20 protein-coding genes and 1 pseudogene are annotated in these 19,296 nt (G+C 67.9%); 11 read left to right on the top strand and 10 right to left on the bottom strand.

The features are described 5' to 3' along the window. Positions 1 to 6: 6 nt before the first annotated feature. The 6 genes from EI169_RS08540 to EI169_RS08515 all read right to left on the bottom strand — a co-directional run bounded on the left by EI169_RS08540 (position 7) and on the right by EI169_RS08515 (position 4,484). Positions 7 to 681, bottom strand: a complete 675-nt coding sequence (locus EI169_RS08540; protein WP_125131947.1) for a hypothetical protein — start codon at positions 679 to 681, stop codon at positions 7 to 9. Then, complete coding sequence (locus EI169_RS08535; RefSeq protein ID WP_125131946.1) at positions 681 to 1,670, bottom strand: ParB N-terminal domain-containing protein; 990 nt, start codon at positions 1,668 to 1,670, stop codon at positions 681 to 683. The genes EI169_RS08540 and EI169_RS08535 overlap by 1 nt, the downstream gene beginning before the upstream one ends. Positions 1,671 to 1,674: 4 nt before the next feature. Further along, positions 1,675 to 2,403, bottom strand: coding sequence for a hypothetical protein (locus EI169_RS08530; RefSeq protein WP_346427086.1), 729 nt, complete (start codon positions 2,401 to 2,403; stop codon positions 1,675 to 1,677). Between the two features lie 109 nt (positions 2,404 to 2,512). After that, positions 2,513 to 2,953 (bottom strand): hypothetical protein, encoded by a 441-nt coding sequence (locus EI169_RS08525; RefSeq protein ID WP_125131945.1) that lies wholly within the window; start codon positions 2,951 to 2,953, stop codon positions 2,513 to 2,515. Beyond that, on the bottom strand, positions 2,950 to 3,591 hold the full coding sequence (locus tag EI169_RS08520; protein WP_240640373.1) for a DUF2637 domain-containing protein: 642 nt from the start codon (positions 3,589 to 3,591) through the stop codon (positions 2,950 to 2,952). The genes EI169_RS08525 and EI169_RS08520 overlap by 4 nt, the downstream gene beginning before the upstream one ends. Next, positions 3,588 to 4,484: a bifunctional DNA primase/polymerase gene (locus EI169_RS08515; protein WP_164515470.1), complete on the bottom strand. Its 897-nt coding sequence runs from the start codon at positions 4,482 to 4,484 to the stop codon at positions 3,588 to 3,590. The genes EI169_RS08520 and EI169_RS08515 overlap by 4 nt, the downstream gene beginning before the upstream one ends. Before the next feature lie 366 nt (positions 4,485 to 4,850). Here EI169_RS08515 and EI169_RS08510 point away from each other — a divergent pair, with 366 nt between their 5' ends. From EI169_RS08510 to EI169_RS16805, 6 genes and pseudogenes are all read left to right on the top strand, one after another. Continuing rightward, complete coding sequence (locus tag EI169_RS08510) at positions 4,851 to 5,282, top strand: hypothetical protein (RefSeq protein ID WP_125131943.1); 432 nt, start codon at positions 4,851 to 4,853, stop codon at positions 5,280 to 5,282. Between the two features lie 57 nt (positions 5,283 to 5,339). Beyond that, positions 5,340 to 5,804, top strand: coding sequence for a hypothetical protein (locus EI169_RS08505; RefSeq protein ID WP_125131942.1), 465 nt, complete (start codon positions 5,340 to 5,342; stop codon positions 5,802 to 5,804). Then, complete coding sequence (locus EI169_RS08500; RefSeq protein ID WP_125131941.1) at positions 5,801 to 6,820, top strand: DUF6545 domain-containing protein; 1,020 nt, start codon at positions 5,801 to 5,803, stop codon at positions 6,818 to 6,820. The genes EI169_RS08505 and EI169_RS08500 overlap by 4 nt, the downstream gene beginning before the upstream one ends. Further along, on the top strand, positions 6,820 to 7,956 hold the full coding sequence (locus EI169_RS08495; protein ID WP_164515528.1) for an alpha/beta fold hydrolase: 1,137 nt from the start codon (positions 6,820 to 6,822) through the stop codon (positions 7,954 to 7,956). Before EI169_RS08500 ends, EI169_RS08495 begins: the two co-directional genes overlap by 1 nt. 135 nt (positions 7,957 to 8,091) lie before the next feature. Beyond that, positions 8,092 to 8,820: pseudogene (locus EI169_RS16955) on the top strand (DEAD/DEAH box helicase); the annotation flags it as partial. A 112-nt stretch (positions 8,821 to 8,932) separates the two neighbouring features. After that, complete coding sequence (locus EI169_RS16805) at positions 8,933 to 10,924, top strand: helicase-related protein (protein ID WP_240640372.1); 1,992 nt, start codon at positions 8,933 to 8,935, stop codon at positions 10,922 to 10,924. On the opposite strand, the gene EI169_RS08480 is transcribed toward EI169_RS16805, so the two are convergent. The 4 genes from EI169_RS08480 to soxR form a co-directional block, all read right to left on the bottom strand. Beyond that, positions 10,860 to 12,374 (bottom strand): DHA2 family efflux MFS transporter permease subunit, encoded by a 1,515-nt coding sequence (locus tag EI169_RS08480; RefSeq protein WP_125131939.1) that lies wholly within the window; start codon positions 12,372 to 12,374, stop codon positions 10,860 to 10,862. The two genes, EI169_RS16805 and EI169_RS08480, sit on opposite strands and share 65 nt — an antisense overlap. Then, positions 12,371 to 12,946: a flavin reductase family protein gene (locus tag EI169_RS08475; protein ID WP_125131938.1), complete on the bottom strand. Its 576-nt coding sequence runs from the start codon at positions 12,944 to 12,946 to the stop codon at positions 12,371 to 12,373. Before EI169_RS08475 ends, EI169_RS08480 begins: the two co-directional genes overlap by 4 nt. A 106-nt stretch (positions 12,947 to 13,052) precedes the next feature. Next, a complete protein-coding gene (locus EI169_RS08470; RefSeq protein ID WP_125131937.1) occupies positions 13,053 to 13,652 on the bottom strand; it encodes a superoxide dismutase in 600 nt (199 codons plus the stop codon). A gap of 89 nt (positions 13,653 to 13,741) precedes the next feature. Then, positions 13,742 to 14,206, bottom strand: coding sequence for a redox-sensitive transcriptional activator SoxR (soxR, locus tag EI169_RS08465; protein ID WP_125131936.1), 465 nt, complete (start codon positions 14,204 to 14,206; stop codon positions 13,742 to 13,744). Between the two features lie 85 nt (positions 14,207 to 14,291). On the opposite strand from soxR, the gene fdxA reads away from it, so the two are divergent. The 5 genes from fdxA to EI169_RS08440 all read left to right on the top strand — a co-directional run bounded on the left by fdxA (position 14,292) and on the right by EI169_RS08440 (position 19,280). Then, the gene (gene fdxA / locus EI169_RS08460) at positions 14,292 to 14,612 is read left to right on the top strand and encodes a ferredoxin (protein WP_125131935.1); all 321 of its coding nucleotides are present in this window, start codon (positions 14,292 to 14,294) and stop codon (positions 14,610 to 14,612) included. Positions 14,613 to 14,637: 25 nt separating this feature from the next. Further along, positions 14,638 to 15,540 (top strand): LLM class flavin-dependent oxidoreductase, encoded by a 903-nt coding sequence (locus tag EI169_RS08455; protein ID WP_125131934.1) that lies wholly within the window; start codon positions 14,638 to 14,640, stop codon positions 15,538 to 15,540. A 62-nt stretch (positions 15,541 to 15,602) separates the two neighbouring features. Next, on the top strand, positions 15,603 to 16,319 hold the full coding sequence (locus tag EI169_RS08450; protein ID WP_164515469.1) for an SDR family oxidoreductase: 717 nt from the start codon (positions 15,603 to 15,605) through the stop codon (positions 16,317 to 16,319). 392 nt (positions 16,320 to 16,711) lie between these two features. Beyond that, positions 16,712 to 17,623: an alpha/beta hydrolase gene (locus EI169_RS08445; RefSeq protein ID WP_125131932.1), complete on the top strand. Its 912-nt coding sequence runs from the start codon at positions 16,712 to 16,714 to the stop codon at positions 17,621 to 17,623. A gap of 43 nt (positions 17,624 to 17,666) precedes the next feature. Next, positions 17,667 to 19,280 (top strand): NAD(P)/FAD-dependent oxidoreductase, encoded by a 1,614-nt coding sequence (locus EI169_RS08440; protein ID WP_125131931.1) that lies wholly within the window; start codon positions 17,667 to 17,669, stop codon positions 19,278 to 19,280. Positions 19,281 to 19,296: the final 16 nt, after the last annotated feature.

The raw sequence follows: 19,296 nt of genomic DNA, 5'->3' as shown, positions 1-19,296 counted from the left end.
TGCCGATCAACGCAGGGGGTTGTCAAGCTCGGAGATGCGAAGCGCGCGGCAGGTATCGAAGGTCGGCTCGCAGGTGATGAAGACGGTGAACGCGACCTCGTGGGAGCTGGTCACGGGCTCGGTGCCGTTGATGCCCTCGCGTTGCCGAATGCCGGTGATCGTGTAGGCGACGGTGCCCGGAAGGATCTGTCCCTCGGCTGCCTGCCCCAGCGCCGTCGCCCACTCGTCCGGCACGAACACGTCGTTGATGTCGAGCCATTGGCGGGTCTGCATCGTGCGAAGCTGCGCCCAGGCGTCCGCGGTCGGGAGATAGGTGCGCACGTCAGAGGCGAGCCCGGCGGTCTCATTGCCGGAGGGGTCGCCCACATCCACGATGACTTGCGCATAGTCGGTCGGCCCGAACTCGGTCGCGGTGTCCCATGTGAACAGCGCGATGGCGACGGCTCGCGCGAACCTCTCGGGGTCGTCGGACTCACGGACGACGGGCGGCGTGCTCGATGTCGGGGACGGTGCGCTGGTGGAAGCGCCTGGTGGGTCGCTCGTGGAGCTGCCGCCCGGCGAAGGCTCGGATCGAGGCGCGAGCAGCAACCCGTAGAGCCCGACTCCGACGAGGACGGCAAGCACGGCGGCACCGACGATCAGGAGGATCATGAGGCGACGAGGGAAGCGAGTCTGCGGCATCAGGCACTCTCCTTGGCGAGACGTTGGAGGGCGGTTCGGGCGGCGCGGGCCGCGTCGAAGAAACGGACGGTAGCGTCGAGGATCGTCTCGAAGTGCTCCCACTGGTCATCACTCAGCGCGGTGCCGACCTCAGCAGGGTCGTAGTGTGACCACCACTGATCGAGGTCGCTCCAGGTGAGGGTGAACGCCCGCACCGGATAGCGAACCGGCACGGCGCTCGACGCTGGTCCGGGTGCCGGGCCTCGCTTGCGCCCTTGCTTCGCGCGCTCCAGCGCCTCCTGTGCGAGCAACTCCAGCTCGCCGGGTGGTTCGGGTTCCTCCTGCGGGATCGCCAGCATGGCGATCGTGCGGGCGTGCGCCGTGGTGATCGACGAGCCGCGGTCGATGGCGTCGAGTTCTGAGCGGGCGAAGCCGCGCACATCCTCCGGCTGTCGGGGGTCATTGGCGATCCGCTGGAGGTCGTTGATCTGTTCCAGGCTCGTGTACGACTTGCGCCCGGTGACCATGAGCGCAGCCTGCGCGCGGGACTTGCCCGGAGCGCCGATCAGCGGTGGTGCCGTGACGGCACCACCGCTCGTTCCGGCGATCTTCCCGCCAGCACCGAACTGCGTCGCCGCCTGACGACGAGCGGCGTCCTCGGCCATGAGCGTCTTCAGCTCGCGGTACAGCGCCGCGGCCTCGGTCTGCGTGAATGGCTTGTGGAGCACGTTGTCGGCCTGCTCGGCCATGAGCCTCTGGAGCCGGTCGCTGATCCCGGAGCGCACGAAGACGTTGACCTTCTTATGGCCGAGCTTGCGCAGCGCCGCGATGCGTCGAGCGCCGCACACGAGCACGCCGTCCGGTGTCACGGTCGGAGGCTGGAGAAGTCCGTCACGTTCGATGGATGCTGCGAGTGCGTCGATGTCGCCCAGCTCCATGCGATGACGGCTGCCGACGACGATGGAGTCGATGGTGCGTTCCAGCTCGATGTGCCCGGTGCTCGCCGCCATGTGCTCACCTCGCCCCCGCCAGAGTGGGCGCGTTCAGGCCGAGCAGCAGCACGAGGTCGTCATCGGTGAGCAGCGCACGCAGGGGCTCGCCGACAAGAAGGCGGAACAGCACGCCGCGGCCGACGGCGGTGTGGGCCTGATCGGGATCGGGGTTGCCGAGGATCGCACGGAGCAGCGCGTTCCAGCTCGTCGACGACAGATCGAGCACGGCCCGAGCGTGTGGGTCTCGCCGAAGCGATTCCGCTGCGCTCGCCCGCGACGGCGCGTCGCCGAGTCGAGTGCAGATGTGCTCGATGGCCGCGCGCGCCGTCTGCTCCGGCCAGTCGAGCAGCGCCAGTAGCTTGATCGCGTCCTCGACTGCACGGACGACGCCAGATGCCTCGTCGTCCGATTCGTTCTCGTCCTCACCCGCGGGCGCGACCTGCAACGCTTCGTGGTAGTCGGTGAGTGGGTTCTCTCGGTCGCTGAACCGCTCCGGGTCGTGGAAGCCGCTGTATTGCGGCCTGCGTGCCTGATGCGTCGAGCACAGCAGCCCATTGCCCCGTTCCTCGGCGATCAGTGTGACCTGCACGGCCCGGGTGACGACGGCCCACGGATCTTCCGCGTTGCGCACGGCCGGGGTGCGCATCGCGTCGAACGCGGCGCTCGCCGCCTCCCACGGGTCGAGGCCGTGCTTTCGCGCGAGGCTCGCGTACCGACCCGCCGTGTACTCCATGAGCGCCGCGACATCCACGTCGCGCCGCCACGCGCCTTTCCCATCGTCGTGAAGACGCTCCAGGAGCGCGCGCAGTCCCTCCGGGGTGCGGAACGACGTGGGAGCGGCCTGGGCAGACATGGCGCGCTCACAGGCGGCGGAGCGGGTCGCGGCTGACAGAGGACTGGTGCGCGGGCGACTGCCCGAACGCGGAGAGCGGCGCGATGCCCTGGGCACGCCCCCTGATGCCGGGCCGGGTCACCGGAGTTGCCTGCGGCGAGGTCTGCCGACGTTCCTCGACGCGGCGCGCCAGTTCGGTGCGCAGGTCGATGCTGCGCCCGATCATGCGGGCCGAGGCGGATGGGAGCAGCTCGGTCGGGCGCACCCACACGACCTGGCTGCGGTCGTGCTCTGCGCTCAGCCGCTCCAGGAGTGGGTGGCCGCCTCGCCACCTCTGCGCGGCGAGCCACGGGTCCGTGTGGCGCGCCAGCTCCGAGATCTCGGCAGCCTCGCTCGGAGTCGGCTTCAGCGTGTGGAGGACATCGGCAAGCCGACGCGCGTGCTCGTCCTCCGGCAACTCATCGTTCACAGCGCGCCTCCTTCCGATGCGGCGGAGAGCGCGGGCGTCGCCAGCCAGCGGCCGACCGTGGACGGATGCACCCCGGTCGCGCGAGCGATGGCGGTGTTCGTCATGCCGTCCTCCTTCAGTCGCAGGGCGAGTTCTCTAGGAGCAAGGTGCGCAGACGGTTCCGGCGACAGGTACTCGACCGCGCTCGAGACCAACTCGGCCGTCTGCGTCAACGGCTCTCCACGGAACCGTCGAGTGAGCACCACCGTCAGGTGAGTGATCGCCAGCAGCACGAGCGGCGGTACTGCGGCGACCGATCCTGCGAGGGCCGAAGGAACGTCGGCGTCAGCGGCGACGACCGCGTGGATCGCGTTGGCGGCGACCGAGACCGCGGCACCGGCCATGAGCAGGAGCCACGGATACCAGGCGGCACGTTGCCCCGCGAGCGCGACGACGGACACCGTGGCGACGACGATGATGCCGTCCACGATGAGCGGCCATGCCCACGCCTGGCTCTCATCGACGCCGGAGCGTCGCGCGAGGTCGGCGAGCGCCGTGAACGACAGCCAGAAGGCGGCTGCGGCGATGAATACGGTCCCAGCTACCGCCGTCCACACGGCGATCCGCCCGCGCGGCTGCTGCGTGCTGCCGGGGATCACGAGAGCACCTGACCCGATGAAGGCTGAGCTGCATGGCTGGGCACGGAACTGGCGGTAGGCGCGGATTGTGCGCCCCTCGCTACGCGGTGCGCCGAGCGGATCGTCGTCTCGATCTCCGGCGTGGGCAAGCCTGCGCGCTCGGCAGCCGGCCCCAGCGCGGCACGCACGCGGTCGGGCGGGATACCCGCCTCGATGAGTCGACACGAGGCCCAGAACAGGCCGCGGTTGCGCTCGCCCTCGCCGCGCATTCCGACCCAGCGGGCGATCCGCTCCACGTCAATGTCGTCCGTTCGCTCGACAGGGATGACGGGCATCGGGCGCGCCGGTCGCGGATCGAGGAACTGCCGTAGCGCGCGGGCATCGACGGGAACCGCGTCGCCTCGCCCGGAGCCGATGAGGGCATACGCACTCGGCCCCGCATCGGTGGCGATGATCGAGGGCGGCACGATGACGTAGCCGCCCGATCCCCGGAAGTCGATGCCAGCACGCGCCACCTGCCAGGACGGCTGCACCAGCTCGGGGTCGGCCGGGTAGTAGGCATGGACTCCGCCCGAGGGCGTGCGGATGAACGCGGCCCAGCGATCCGTCAGCCCCTCGCGCCGGGCCAGCTCGAACGCTGCGAAGCCGCGGATCGCCCCGTGCACGTCGACATCCACGACCTCCAGCCCGGAGATCTGACCCGTCGGCATCCCGATGTTGGCGCGCGGCCAACGCGCCCACCAGCGAGCGACCTGGCGCGGTTCGGTGCTCGCCTCGTGGAATCCCCGTTTGGTCAGCGGGCGCTTGCCTCCTGTGACGCAGGGAAAGACCGGGATGCCTGCCTCGGCGTAGCGACACGCTGCGGCGCTCGGCGACAGCCCGGTGAGCGAGGCGAGCAGGGCGGCGGCATCCATAGGCTGGCGCTCTCCGCGCGAGGCTTCCGGTATCGTCATCTCGGCACCTCCTCTCGCCTGGGCGTGAGCCGTGGGGCTCTTGTCGATCAGGTGCGCCGGGGTTCCCAAGAGACGGTTGCCGTCCGATGGGCAACGCGGTCAGGCTGCGGGTCGCTGTGCTCATGGAATCGTCTCCTCCCGCTCGTCGGGAAACCCCGTTGAGCATGCTCAAAACTCTCCCGAGACTCCGTTCTAACACCGCACGTTGAGCATGCGCAACGGTTGATTTGTGCATGCTCAACGGGTAGATTGAGCATGCACAACTACCCTTGGGCCTGGGCTACGTCGATGCCTTCGCCCTCCCGAAGGGAAGGGGGGTCAGCGACGATGACTGAAGACGAAAGTCAGGCTGCGGCTGACGACCTCGCCAAACGCCTGCGACTTCTGATGGATGTCGCTGTCGCCGAGTCCGGCTCCGAACCGACCTACTCGCAGATCGCGGAGTATCTGAGACAGCGTGGCATCAGCCTGTCTCGATCACGATGGACGTACATGGTCAACGGCCACCGATACGTTCAGGACACTGCAGTCTTCGAGGGACTCGCGGACTTCTTCGACGTTGATGCTGCCTTTCTTGCGGGGGAGAGCGGCGTGGCAACCCCGGAGAAGGTCTCCGCCCAGCTCGACCTCGTGCGCGCGATGCGTGCAGCGAAGGTGAAGTCCTACGCTGCACGCACACTCGGCGATATCTCGCCGAAGGCGCTCCAAGCCATCGGCAAGTTCCTGGACGAGGAAATGATGCGAACACCCGAGCACTGACGGGTGTCGCGCACCACGGAGCCGAGGCCAGTAGTGCTCGGCCGAGAGGGGGTAAACGTGAACACCGAAGAAACCGTAACGGCCGCCGTCTCCGATCTGCGGCTCGGCAGCAGATTCACGCTTGCGCACCTTCTCCAGGCCATACAGGAACGGCGCCATCGTAGGCTCCGCGTCGTCGAGCTCGCCGACCTCGACACCCGCGACGGCATCTGTGCGCTCTGGCTGGTCACCGACACCGAGGACTTCGTGCTCCACGCACGCAGCGACTCTGCACTGCACCGCCAGCAGTTCGTCCTTCACGAGTTGGCCCACATGATCCTCGGTCACACGGAGGGCGACGATTGCACAGCCGGGGACGTCTTGCTGCCCAACATCCCTCCTCACACGCGCGGACGCCTGCTCAAGCGACAGGACATCGACAGTGAGACGGAGATCGCCGCCGAGTCGCTCGCAGATCGGCTGGCCGCGGGCATCCGAGGATCGGTGTTCGCCGAGTCCCGCTATTCGGAGATTTTCGGGTGATCCAGGCGCTCGTCGCGACGCTCATGTGGGCGCTCGTGGCGAGCCTGCTCATCTTCCGCCGCAAACGGGCGGATCGAAGCATCACCTACGCTTCCTTCACGATTGCCGTCGCAATGACCCTGAACGTCGACGCCATCTACCTCGCCACCGATCCGCTTCTTGGCGGGACGAATGTCACGACCCTCGTTTCGGATGGGCTGCTGATGACCGGGATCTTCTTTCTCGGTCGAGGCGTCATGAAGGCCGACGAGTACCGCCCCAGGCTCGTGCGGGTCGCCGTGGGCATCCCCGTGCTCCTCACCTCGCTTCTTGCGATCACCACGACGTTCGTGTTTATCGACCGAGGCACAACCACGACTCGGTTCATGATCGACCTCGGCGCGCAACCCGCAGCAGCGGCCTACTCGATCATCAACTTCAGCTACTTCTTCCTCGTAATCACGACGATGATGATCCTCGCCGCGCGGCAGTATCTGCGCAGCTCCGGCATCCAGCGTCTCCCCGCGGCTCTGCTGAGCCTGGGATCGGCGTTCGGCGGCGCGCTGTGCCTGGCCGTGCTCATCATGGACGTCGCACACGTCACAGGACATCTCGATCTCATGCGCGCCGTCCAACCCGCCTACGAACCGCTCTCTCTACTCGCGTTCCTTTTCCTATGCGCGGGCTTCGCCGCGCAGCCTGCCGTCCGCCGCGCACAGCACGACATGCGCCGGAAGCACACCGTCGGCCTCGCGACACAGTTGGAGCCTCTCTGGAAGCGGGCGTCCCTCGTGCGGCCTGGGCTGAGCCAAGCAGACCCGCTCGCTGCGAGGGCGGATGACTTGGAGAGCCGTCTACACCGAGAGATCGTTGAGATCCGCGACGCGATGATCGACCCGCGCGTCACCTTCGACATCAGCGCAGCAGAGCGCGCCCTACTGAATCGCGCCGAGAGCCACCTCCTCGGACTCGACACGAGGGCGACACGGACCACCGCTTCGCCAGGAAGCCGGGTCGACCAGGGGGGCAGTTCGTGATGCGACGGGTCGCGCTAGGTGCCGGACTCGTTGCGGCAGGCGCGTTGGGTGTCGGATGGGCGATCGCGCGGCGGCTGACGGCCCCCAGCACGCGAAGATACGATCTGATCGTCCGCGAAGTGGAATACGACGGCGACGCCTGTCTCATTGTGCTCGACCGAACTCCCCAGACCGCAGCCGAAGGCGCTTACAACCTCTGGTTCGAGAACGGAGGCTGGGCGCAACTCTCCGAGGAAGTGCTCGACCGTGGACCGACTCTGATCGCACGACGGGTGACGAGCACGGCATCGGGGCTCACTCTCAGGGCTGGCGATCACGTCTCCTGGAGCGGCATCTACTACGCGACACCGCACGACGCCAGCCTTCATGCACACGACATCACCATCGACACCCGCGCGGGGCCTGCCCCAGCCTGGCGCATCGACGGCGACGGTGCCAGGTCAACGTGGGCGATCCACCTTCATGGCCTCGGCAGCGTCCGGGCCGGAACCCTTCGCGGCGTGCTCGCCGCGACCGAGCGCGGCCACACCTCGCTCGTCATCAGCTACCGAGCCGACGGCGAAGGCCCGAAAGTCGGCAACGGTCGCTCAACACTCGGCTTCACTGAGGTCGACGACGCCGCGGCCGCTGTCGAGTACGCGATGCGGCACGGAGCCCGACAGGTCGTGCTGTTCGGATGGTCGATGGGCGCGGCCATCGCGCTCCAGCTCGCTCACCACCCGTCATATCGACGCAGCATCGCCGGTCTCGTGCTCGACTCGCCTGTGCTCGACTGGACCGAAGTCATCAAGGCGAACTGCACCCGCAGCGGACTCCCCTCAGCCGCGGGGAGCCTCGCGATCCCGTGGCTGACGCTCCGCCCGCTGGCCCGGATGGTCGGCCTGCCCGAGCGCATCCCGCTCCGATCCTTCGACTGGACGGTTCGTGCCGAGGAACTCACCGCGCCCACGCTCATCCTTCACGGCACCCACGACGACTCCGTGCCGATACAGCTCTCACAAGCACTCCGAGATTCTCGGCCTGACCTTGTTTCGCTGGAAGTCTTCGAGGCCGGTCATACGCTCTCTTGGAACTCTGACCACGACCGATGGCAGAGCGCGGTGAACGCCTGGCTCACTGCGCACGTCCCGTCTTGAACGTCGGCACTCGTCGGTAGTCTCGAAGTCGAGTTTCGAGTCGGAAGGGTCGCCGTGCGGCTAGAGGACATCGCCGCGACTGCGCGGCTAGCAGGCATCGTGCCGGGGCGCGCCGTCACGGTGCTGGCGGCGCAGATGCACGGCGCGAACGCGGTCGAGGTGACCTACCAGGACGACAACGGGGCGCTCGGGCAGGTCGTGCTCTTCCGTGAGGACGAGGCGAAGATCGCGCCGCACCTGGAGTCCGGCCGTCCCTTCGATGCCGATCCGCGCAATTTCCGGCTGGCTGCTGAGGCGCAGCGCATCATGCTCGCGGGGCTGCATGATCCGATGCTGGCGGTGGCGACGAGCGACGTGCAGCCGTTGCCGCATCAGATCCGCGCGGTGTACGGGGAGCTGCTGCCGCGCACGCCGCTGCGGTTCCTGCTGGCGGACGACCCCGGCGCGGGCAAGACGATCATGGCCGGGCTCTATATCAAGGAACTGATCCTCCGGGACGACGTGCGCACCTGTCTTGTGGTGGCCCCCGGCGGGCTGGTGGAGCAGTGGCAGGACGAGCTGGCGCTGAAGTTCGGCTTGGAGTTCGAGATTCTCGCGCCCGGCGCGGAGGACACCGCACCGGGAAAGAGCGTGTTCGAGCAGAAGCGGCTGCTCATCGCGCGAATGGATCAGCTCGCCCGGAATGAAGTGCTGCTGGAACAGATCGAGCAGGCCGAGTTCGACCTCGTGGTCGTGGACGAGGCGCACCGGATGAGCGCGTCCTGGTTCAGTGGCGAGCTGAAGGCGTCGAAGCGGTTCCAGCTCGGCGAGCTGCTGAGCGAGCGCGCCCGGCACTTCCTGCTGATGACGGCGACGCCGCACAACGGCAAGGAGGAGGACTTCCAGACCTTCCTCTCGCTGCTCGACCGCGAATCGCTTTGCCGGTCCCGGCGACCGGCATGCGCAGACCGGCACCGCCGACGGGCTGATGAGGCGCATGTTGAAGGAGAAGCTGGTCACCTTCGAGGGGCGTCCGCTGTTCCCCGAGCGGATCGCCGAGACCGCCTCCTACCGGCTGTCGCCCGACGAGCAGTACCTCTACGAAGAGGTCACCGAGTACGTCCGCAACGGGATGAACCTCGCCGACCGGCTGGAGGGCAAGCGGAAGAACACGGTCGGCTTCGCGCTCACGGTCCTCCAGCGGCGTCTCGCGTCCAGCCCGGAGGCGATCTTCCAGTCGCTGCGCCGCCGCACCGACCGGCTGGAGCGCACCCGCGCCGACCTGCTCGACGGCATCCTCGACGCCCCGCCGCGCGAAGCCCCCGCCTCGCTGCTCGGCGACGACCCCGACAGCGGCGACTTCGACACCGACGAACTCGACGCGGCCGAGCTGGAGGAGGCCGAGGAGGAACTTGTCGACGCGGCGACCGCAGCGCGCACCGCGGCCGAGCTGGAGACCAAGATCGCGGACCTGCGCCGATTGACCGAGCACGCCCGCAGGCTGCTGGACTCGCAGCAGGACGTGAAGTGGCGCGAGTTGCGCGGTGTGATCGAGAGCCAGGTGCTCACGACGCCGGACGGCAAGCCGCGCAAGCTCATCGTCTTCACCGAGCACCGTGACACCCTGATCTACCTGGAGCGGCGCATCACGCAGCTCCTGGGCAGGCGCGAGGCCGTGGTCGCGATTCACGGTGGTGTTCCCCGTTACGAGCGACGCCGCATCACGGCCGAGTTCACCTCGAACCCCGAGGTGCAGATCCTCATCGCCACCGACGCCGCGGGGGAGGGCCTGAACCTCCAGGCCGCGCATCTGATGGTGAACTACGACCTGCCGTGGAACCCGAACCGCATCGAGCAGCGATTCGGTCGCATCCACCGCATCGGCCAGACCGAGGTGTGCCGACTGTGGAACCTCGTCGCCGAGGACACCCGCGAGGGCGAGGTGTTCATCCGCCTGCTCGACAAGATCGAAGAGCAGCGCGCCGCCTACGACGGCGAGATCTTCAACGTGCTCGGCACCTCCCTCGGCGACCTGTCGCTGACCCGCGTGCTGCGCGACGCGATCCGCTACGGCGAGCAGCCCGACGTGAAGGCGAAGATGTGGGCGGTCATCGACGAGGGCGTCTCCGCCGGGCTCCAGGAACTGCTCGACGACGAAGCCCTCGCCAGCGAAGCCCTCGCGCCCACCGACCTGGAGGAGCTGCGCCGCCAAATGGAGGACGCCAAGGCCAAGCGCCTCCAGCCGCACTTCATCCGCGACGCCTTCCTCGAAGCCTTCGACCGCGCGAGCGGACGCATCGAGCGGCGCGAGAAGGGCCGCTACGAGATCACCCACGTCCCCGCGAGCATCCGCGAACGCGCCGGGCGCGCACCCGTCGCCCGCCGCTACGAGCGCATCACCTTCGACGCCGCCACCATCGACGTTCAGGGCACGCCCCGCGCCGAACTGCTCGCGCCCGGTCACCCGCTGCATGACGCGGCGCTGCAGCTCGTGATCGACCAGTATGGGCCGGTGCTCGACCGTGGCACCGTGCTGACCTCCGACGCGGTGACCGAGCCCACGCTCCTCGCCGGGGAACGGCCTGCAACGGTGACGGTCCACGCACGACCGGACTTTCCCAGGCGGCGCGTGCGCTCCATCCAGATGTCGAACGGCACAGTGAGGAACGGCAGCACCGACATCACCAGTCCCAGCAGCGTCACCCACCACGCCCAGCGGAATCGGATGGCGGCGGCGAGGCACGCGATCACGAACGCGATCCAGGCGATGCCGTGCACCCACCCGGCGACGGTCACACCGTGCGGCGATCCCTGCAGCGGGTACTTGACCACAAGCGCGGTGAGCAGGGCGAGCCAACTGAACGCCTCGACGATCGCCGTCGTGCGGAACGCGACGCGGACGGAGCCGTCGAACCGACCCGGAGTCACGCGGTCGATCCGCGCACTTCGGCGCCCTCAGGGACTTCCTGGTCGGCGGGCTTGCGGATGAAGAACGACAGGACGACGGGCGCGAGTGAGATGATCGCGGCGATGAGGAACGCGGCCTGCGTCCCGGACGCGCCGGCGTCGGCAGGGTCGAGTCCCTGCTGTTCACCGGTGTGCAGGAGGCTGGAGTAGGCGGCGATGAGGATCGCCACGCCCGCGGCTCCTGCGACTTGCTGCAGGGTGTTGAGCACGGCGGACCCGTGAGAGTAGAGCCTGCGCTCCAGCGACCCGAGGGACGCAGAGAACAGGGGTGTGAACGACATCGCCATCCCGACCGACATCGCCGTCTGCATCGCGATCAGCTGCCAGACCGGGGTGTGCGCACCGACCAACGAGTACAGGAACAGCACCGCGGAGATGATGATCGTTCCCGGGGCGAGCAGTGTCTTCGGGCCCTTCGCGTCGTAGATGCGTCCCATCAGCGGGGCGAGGAGCCCCATGAGGATTGACCCGGGGAGCAGGATGAGTCCGGCGACGAGGGCGTCGAGTCCGGCGACGTTCTGGAGGTAGAGCGGCAGCAGTGTGAGTGTGCCGAACATCGCCAAGGCGATGACGGACATGATGATGATCGCGATCGTGAAGTTTCGCGAGCGGAAGACGCGCAGATCCAGTAGGGCGTTGTCCTTGCGTTGCAGAACGAGCTGACGCCAGACGAACAGGGCGAGCGTCACGACGCCGATCGACAGGGTGAACGCGCCAAGCGTGGCAGGCGTGATGCCGGAGGGTGCGGCGTCTGGCGTGCCTTCGCCTCTGCCGAGCTGGGTCAGTCCGAAGACGATGCCGCCGAAGGCCAGCGCCGACAGGATGATGGAGAGGATGTCAATGGGCGCCTTGGTGGTCTCGCCCAGGTTGGTCATCCAGCGCATCCCGATGAGGAGGGAGATCAGCGCGATCGGCAGGACGATGGCGAACAGCCAGCGCCAACTGAGGAGGTCGAGCACAGCGCCGGACAGGGTCGGTCCGATGGCGGGTGCCAGGGAGATGACGAGGCTGACGCGACCCATCATCCTTCCTCGCGAATGCGGCGGCACGACCTTCATGACGGTGGTCATCAGCAGCGGCATCATGATGCCGGTGCCGAGCGCCTGGATGACGCGGCCGACGAGCAGGATGACGAAGCCGGGCGCGATCAGGCACACGAGGGTTCCGAGGGAGAACGCTGTCATCGCGGCCAGGAAGACCTGCCTCGTGGTGAAGCGTTGCAGAAGGAATCCGGTGGTCGGGATGACGACCGCCATGGTGAGCATGAAGCCGCTGGTCATCCACTGGCCGAGCTCGGGCGGCACGTGCAGATCCTCGTTGAGGTGCGGAATCGCGATGCCCATCGTCGTCTCGTTGAGGATCGCGACGAAGGCGGCGACGAGCAGCAGCCAGATGACCCGCATGCTGCGCGGGTCGATGACGTCGGGTGTGACGGGTGTGGCGGGTGTGGGGGTGGTGTGGGTGGATGTCATGAGAGCTCCGTAGTGAGAGAGGTGACCGGGCGGCGGCGGGACGGGATAGCTGCTTCGCCGTTCGGCAGTTCGGCGACCGTGTGGAAGTCCCGGTTCCAGCGCAGCAGCGGCAGATCGGCCTGGTGGGAGCTGCCGCGAAGGACACTGCCCACGAGGAGCAATTGATCGTGCAGTGGCATCGTGGCGTGCGTGGTGCACCACAGGGTCACGAGCGCGTCGGGCAGCCAGAGCGGACCTTCGGGGGAGACCTCCGCACCGGCGGCGCCGAGGGCGTCGAGCCGCTCGGCGCGCGTCGTGCGGGCGGTGAGCAGGCGCACGAGCGGGAGGTGGTGCACGGAGAGCACCGAGACGGCCCACGGGGCACCGGCCGTGATGAGGGGGAGGGCATCGCGATCCTGGCCGACGGACAGAGCGATCGTGAACGGGTTCACGGAGCTCGTGAGGACGGAGGCTGCGATGAAGAAGCGGTCCTGGTCGCCCGGGACGTCTCGGACGGCGACGAGAGTGACCCCGCTGCCGTACAGCGCGAAGCTGTCGTAGAGGGGCGGGATGTGCTCGGGGCGGGAAGACATGGGTGCGGCTCGATTCGGGTGGGGAAAGCAGAGCATCGCCGTCCCGCCTGTGGGCGGACGGCGACCGTGCCGGGTGCGGGCCTGTGTGGCCGGATGATGAGGGTGCTCAGGCGGTGACGGCGGCGAGGCGCTGCGCGACGTCTTGCCAGTTGGCGATGTTCCAGAACGCCGTGACGTAGTCGGCGCGGACGTTCTTGTAGTCCAGGTAGTAGGCGTGTTCCCAGACGTCGAGCTGGAGCAGGGGGGTGACGCCGAGGGGCGCGTTGCCTTGCTGGTCGAACAGCTGGAACACGACCGGCTTCGCTCCGAGCGCGTCCCACGCGAGCACGGCCCAGCCTGAGCCCTGCACGCCGAGCGCGGTCGCGGTGAAGTGGGCTTTGAACGCGTCGAAGGAGCCGAAATGGTCGGCGATCGCGGCGGCGAGCTCGCCTTCGGGCTCGCCGCCGCCGTCGGGAGAGAGGTTCTGCCAGAACACACTGTGGTTCAGATGCCCGCCGAGGTTGAAGGCGAGGTCCTTCTCGAGCTTGTTGACATTCGCGAAGCTTCCCGCGGCACGGGCTTCCTCGAGCTGATCCAGCGCCGCGTTCGCCCCGGTGACGTATGCCTGGTGATGCTTGTCGTGATGCAGCTCCATGATCGTCGCGGAGATGTGCGGTTCGAGGGCCGAGTAGTCATAGGGCAGCTCGGGCAGCGTGTACGTGCTCATCCGGGGTCCTTTCGGGGCGTATGCCTTCACGCTAGAACCTCAAGCGGACTTGAGGTCAAACGCGGCCTGCGCGACGGCGCCATCGGCCCTCAGTCGCCCGGAAGGTCCTCCAGCCGCCTCGGCCCCGCCCCGGTTGCTGCGAGGGCGTCGCCGGGGTTGAGGAGCGCGCAGGCCTTCATCGAGAGGCATCCGCAGCCGATGCACCCGGTGAGTTCGTGCTCCAGCCTTTCGATGCTGCGGCGACGCTCTTCGAGCTGCCGCTTCCATGCGCGGGAGGAGCGCTGCCAGTCCTCGTGGCTCGGTGTGCGGTCGAGCGGGACCGACGAGAACGCCTCCTGCACGTCGGTGAGCGGGATGCCCAGGCGCTTGGCGACGGAGATCAGCGACACGCGGCGCAGCATGTGCCGGGGATAGCGGCGCTGGTTGCCGAAGGTGCGTTCCGAGGCGATCAAGCCCAGCTCCTCGTAGTACCGGAGGGCCGAGACGGCGACCCCGGTGCGGCGGCTCATCTCGCCGATCGTCAGCAGCTCGTCCGGTTCCGGGGCGGGTGGCATGGTGCCTCCTCATCGATTTGACCTCAAGTTCACTTGAGATTTTAGCGTTGCCGTAGTGCCATCGTCGTTGAGAGAGGGGGTGCCCGTGACCTATGTGATCGCCCTGCCGTGCGTGGATGTGAAGGACCGCACTTGCATTGCCGAGTGCCCGGTCGACTGCATCTACGAGGGTGAGCGCATGCTCTACATCAACCCCGACGAGTGCGTGGACTGCGGGGCGTGCGAGCCGGTGTGCCCGGTCGAGGCGATCTTCTACGAGGACGACCTGCCCGACGAATGGCAGGACTATTACGCGGCGAACGTCGAGTTCTTCCACGAGATCGGTGTACCCGGCGGCGCCGCGCGCACCGGTGTTCTCCCCTTCGACCACCCGCTCGTCGCAGCCCTGCCTCCGCAGGGCGATTAGGTGTCGCCGATTCGACGGGAGAACCATGGACTACGACCACGACCTCATCTTCGGGTCTTTCATCACCCCGGCCGCCTCGGCGCTGCCCCAACTGGAGCACGCCGCTCGCGAGGCCGATCGGGTGGGCTTGGACCTCGTGACGCTCCAGGACCATCCGTACAACTCCGGATTCCTCGACACCGTCACTCTCATCGGGCATCTCGCAGCGCGAACGGAGCACGTCCGATTCGCCGGCAACGTGCTGAACCTTCCACTGCGTCCCCCCGCGATGCTCGCCAAGCAGATCGCGACGATCGACCGGCTCAGCGGCGGGAGGGTCGAGCTCGGCCTGGGCGCCGGTGCGTTCTGGGACGCGATCGAGGCGTACGGCGCACCCCGGCTCACCCCCGGTCAGGCCGTCGACGCCCTCCGCGAGGCGATCCCGATCATCCGGGCGCTCTGGGGCCAGCACGGGACGGGGAGCGTTCGCTTCGACGGCACGCACTATCGCGTCGCGGGTGCCCGGCCGGGCCCGGCCCCGGCGCACCAGGTCTCGATCTGGGTCGGCGCGTTCAAACCCCGCATGCTCGAGCTCGTCGGCGGCCTCGCCGACGGGTGGCTGCTCAGCCTCGGCAGGATGACCGCTCCCGAGATCGACGATGCCCATCGCCGCATCGATGACGCGGCGCAGGCCGCAGGCCGCGATCCACGAGAGGTGCGAAGGCTCGCCAACGTCGTCGGCCAGCTCCAGGCGACCCCGACACGCGGACTGCTGCACGGCCCGGCCGAGCAGTGGATCGATCAGCTCGTCACGCTCGCGCTCGGCTTCGGATTCTCGGGATTCGTCGTCGCCGGCGATGACACCAGCCAGTACGACGCCATCGCGAACGACGTGATCCCCGCAGTCCGTGAGGCCGTCGCCCGCGAACGGCGAGCACGGTCCGCGTAACCGGCACCCTGCTGCCCCGGGGGTTGCGCTGCAGCCTCCCAGCCCCTTCGAACGGAGAAATCGTGACGACATCGCTCGAGAACGCTGCAGTCGTGATCATCGGCGGTAGCTCGGGAATCGGGCTCGCCACCGCCAAGATCGCCCACGACGCCGGCGCGCAGGTCACCATCGCCGGGCGGAGTCCGGACCGCCTGACCGCTGCCCGGGACGAGATCGGCGGTGACATCCGCACCGTCGCCCTCGACATCGCCGATGAGGACGCGGTGCGCGCGCTGTTCGACTCGTTGGAGTCGGTGGATCACGTCGTCAACCTCGCGGGGACCTTCGCCTTCGGTGCTCTGCTCACCACGGACATCGCCGCGCTGCGCAGCCCCGTGGACACCCGGTTCTGGGGGCCGGTCTACGTGTGCAAATACGCCGCGCCGCGGATGACGACCGGATCGCTGACGTTCTGCACCGGCACCGGGGTCGATCGTCCGCGCCCCGGCGGAGCGGTCTTCAGCGCCGCCGCCGGCGGCTCCGAAGTGTTCAGCCGTGCCATGGCGCTCGAGCTCGCCCCCATCCGCGTCAATGTCGTGCGTCCAGGAACCATCGACACGCCCCTGTTCGCCAGATCCAACGAAGACCGGGAGCGGGCGATCGCCGAGCGATCGGCGAGGATTCCGCTGCGCCGCATCGGCCGAGCGGAAGAGATCGCTCACGCCATCCACTTCCTCATGACCAACGAATACGTCACCGGCGTGACCCTTCCCGTCGACGGCGGCGCCAGCCTCACCTGAACCGCCCCACGGAACCACGACGCCCAGGCCGAGATCATCGCGACCGAGATCATGGGGCGCTGACCTCGGGACGCTGACGCGTCCGCCCTCGCACGGAACGGCGTTGTAAACGTGTCCGCCATACCGTTGCGGCAAATGACCCGGTGGATCGCGAGGATCGCCGGCCCCGAGGAGGGGAATGGCGGCCCTGCCGCCCGCCGCTGACCACTCACTTCAGCGCGGCATCCTGCGGTCGCACCGTGTCTCGCGCTCCCAGGCGTGAGGCCACGACGCACTGTTCCATATCGGCACACGGCGTTCCTCGGATCGTCGCCGAAGGTAGGTGGTGACCCTACTCGGCTCGCCTCACCGTTCGGGCGATGCCGGGCGCATCACAACGAAGGAGTTCTCCGATGCCCTCGTCCGCCACCCCCACCGCTGTCATCCCGAGCGCGCTGCGTGACCTGTACCTGGACTGGTCCGGGCTCATGACCAGTCACGAGCTGGACATGCGCCTATTCCGCAGCATCTTCGACGAGTGGCACCAGCCGACTGTCGAACCGGAAGACGTCACGTATAAAGAGGAGGTCGTGGGCGGCGTGCCCGGCATCTGGGCGTTCCCGGCCGGCGCCGACCGGTCCAAGGTTCTCCTCTTCACTCACGGCGGCGGGTTCGCGGTCGGGTCCGCGGCCAGCCACCGCAAACTCGCTGCCCACGTCGCGAAGGCCGCGGGCGTCACGGCGTTCGTGCTGGACTACCGCCGCGCGCCGGAGCACCCGCACCCGGCCCAGGTCGAAGACGGGGTCGCCGCCTTCGAGGGTCTGCGGGAGCGGGGGATCCGCCCGGAGGACATTACCACCATCGGCGACTCCGCGGGCGGCAACCTCGCCATCGCCATCCCGCTGGCGCTGAAGGAGAGGGGCCTGCCGCAGCCGGGGCACGTCATCGCGTTCTCCCCGTGGCTGGACATGGAGAACAGCGGCGCGACGCTGGTCACCAACGACGACACCGACGCGCTGATCACCGTCCCGTTGCTGGAGGGCATGATCGCCGGCGTGCTGGGAGAGTCCACGAGTCCCTCGGCGCCGCTCGCGAATCCGCTGTATGCCGACTTCACGGGGTTCCCCCCGCTGTATCTCAACGCCGGTTCGGTCGAGTCCCTCGTCGACAACGCCACCCGCGTCGCGGAGCGGGCATCGGCAGCCGGTGTCGATGTCACCGTGAACATCGCCGAGGGGCAGCAGCACGTCTACCCGTTCCTGGCCGGACGTGACTCCGAGGTGGATGCGGAGCTGAAGGCCATCGGCGAGTGGCTCCGCCGCTGACACCGCGCACACCGACCACCATCCAACGAAGGAGTTGTATCCCATGACATCCACACACGCCACGGACTTCGACGCGATCGTCGTCGGCGCCGGGTTCGGCGGCATCTACCAGCTGTACACGCTGCGCGAAAAGCTCGGCCTGCGGGTACGTGGCTTCGAGAAGGGCGCCGGCATCGGCGGCACGTGGTACTGGAACCGGTACCCGGGCGCGATGTCCGACACGGAAAGCCCCTTCTACCGTTACTCGTTCGACGACGAGTTCCTGCAGGAGTGGGACTGGCAGCGCAAGTACATCGACCAGCCCGACATCCTCCGCTACCTCGAGACCGTCGTCGACCGGTACGACCTGCGCAAGGACTTCCAGCTCAACACCGAGGTCACCTCCCTCGTCTTCGACGAGGCGACGAACACCTGGACAGCCGGCACGTCCACCGGCGAGACCTTCACCGCCCGCTACGTGGTGACGGCGCTGGGGCTGCTCGCAGCCACCAACATTCCCGACATCCCCGGCATCGGCTCCTTCGAGGGCCGCCTCGTGCACACTGCCGAATGGCCGGACGACCTGTCCATCGAGGGCAAGCGGGTCGGCGTGATCGGGACCGGCTCGACCGGAACCCAGTTCATCGTCGCCGCCGCGCCGCAGGTGGCCCAACTGACCGTGTTCCAGCGCTCCGCGCAGTACAGCGTCCCCTCCGGCAACGGACCAGTCGGCCCGGGTGAGGTGGAGGACTACAAGGCCCGCTTCCCGGAGATCTGGGACCAGGTGCGCAACTCCGGCGTCGCGTTCGGGTTCGAGGAATCCACTGTCGCGGCCGCCGATGTCGACGAAGCCGAGCGCGAGCGGGTGTTCCAGGCGGCCTGGGACCGCGGCAACGGCTTCTACTTCATGTTCGGCACGTTCAACGACATCGCCGTCGATCCCGAGGCGAACGAGGCGGCTGCGGCGTTCATCCGCCGCAAGATCGCCGAGACCGTCAAAGACCCCGAGACGGCGCGACTGCTCACCCCGACGCAGCCGTACGCGAAGCGTCCACTGTGCAACCACGAGTACTACGAGGTGTACAACCGTGACAACGTGAAGCTGGTCTCGATCAAGGAGAACCCGATCATCGAGATCACCCCGCGAGGCGTCAAGACCGCCGACGGGGTGGAACACGAATTGGACGTGCTGGTGCTGGCTACCGGGTTCGACGCGGTCGACGGCAACTACCGCCGCATCGACATCCGCGGCCGGGACGGGATCAGCGTCGACGAGCACTGGGCGGATGCGCCCGCCAGCTTCCTCGGCATCATGACCGCCGGGTTCCCCAACATGTTCATGATCCTCGGGCCCAACGGCCCCTTCACGAATCTGGTGCCCAGCATCGAGGCGCAGGTCGAGTTCATCACCACGCTCGTCTCCGAGGCCGAACAGGCCGACGGCCTGATCGAGGCGACGCAGCAGGGCGAGGACTCCTGGACCGAAACCTGCACCACGATCGCCAACTACACCCTGTTCCCCAAGACGGACTCCTGGATCTTCGGAGCCAACATCCCCGGCAAGAAGCACGCCGTCATGTTCTACCTCGGCGGGCTGGGCGCCTACCGTGGCATCCTGTCCGAGATCCAGGCGAAGGACTTCGAAGGGTTCGCCATCGGGCAGCCCGTCGCGGTCTGAGCGGCTGAAATCGTGG

The organism is Microbacterium sp. 10M-3C3 (genome assembly GCF_003931875.1).
Lineage (GTDB): Bacteria > Actinomycetota > Actinomycetes > Actinomycetales > Microbacteriaceae > Microbacterium.
This window is presented reverse-complemented; position numbering and strand designations above follow the sequence as displayed.

Excerpts from the sequence above, each read along its gene's own strand:
- EI169_RS08540 (WP_125131947.1), bottom strand. The coding sequence starts at position 681 with ATGCCGCAGACTCGCTTCCCTCGTCGCCTCATGATCCTCCTGATCGTC.
- EI169_RS08535 (WP_125131946.1), bottom strand. The coding sequence starts at position 1,670 with ATGGCGGCGAGCACCGGGCACATCGAGCTGGAACGCACCATCGACTCC.
- EI169_RS08515 (WP_164515470.1), bottom strand. The coding sequence starts at position 4,484 with ATGGATGCCGCCGCCCTGCTCGCCTCGCTCACCGGGCTGTCGCCGAGC.
- EI169_RS08510 (WP_125131943.1), top strand. The coding sequence starts at position 4,851 with ATGACTGAAGACGAAAGTCAGGCTGCGGCTGACGACCTCGCCAAACGC.
- EI169_RS08495 (WP_164515528.1), top strand. The coding sequence starts at position 6,820 with ATGCGACGGGTCGCGCTAGGTGCCGGACTCGTTGCGGCAGGCGCGTTG.
- EI169_RS16805 (WP_240640372.1), top strand. The coding sequence starts at position 8,933 with ATGTTGAAGGAGAAGCTGGTCACCTTCGAGGGGCGTCCGCTGTTCCCC.
- EI169_RS08480 (WP_125131939.1), bottom strand. The coding sequence starts at position 12,374 with ATGACATCCACCCACACCACCCCCACACCCGCCACACCCGTCACACCC.
- EI169_RS08475 (WP_125131938.1), bottom strand. The coding sequence starts at position 12,946 with ATGTCTTCCCGCCCCGAGCACATCCCGCCCCTCTACGACAGCTTCGCG.
- EI169_RS08470 (WP_125131937.1), bottom strand. The coding sequence starts at position 13,652 with ATGAGCACGTACACGCTGCCCGAGCTGCCCTATGACTACTCGGCCCTC.
- soxR (WP_125131936.1), bottom strand. The coding sequence starts at position 14,206 with ATGCCACCCGCCCCGGAACCGGACGAGCTGCTGACGATCGGCGAGATG.
- EI169_RS08455 (WP_125131934.1), top strand. The coding sequence starts at position 14,638 with ATGGACTACGACCACGACCTCATCTTCGGGTCTTTCATCACCCCGGCC.
- EI169_RS08445 (WP_125131932.1), top strand. The coding sequence starts at position 16,712 with ATGCCCTCGTCCGCCACCCCCACCGCTGTCATCCCGAGCGCGCTGCGT.
- EI169_RS08440 (WP_125131931.1), top strand. The coding sequence starts at position 17,667 with ATGACATCCACACACGCCACGGACTTCGACGCGATCGTCGTCGGCGCC.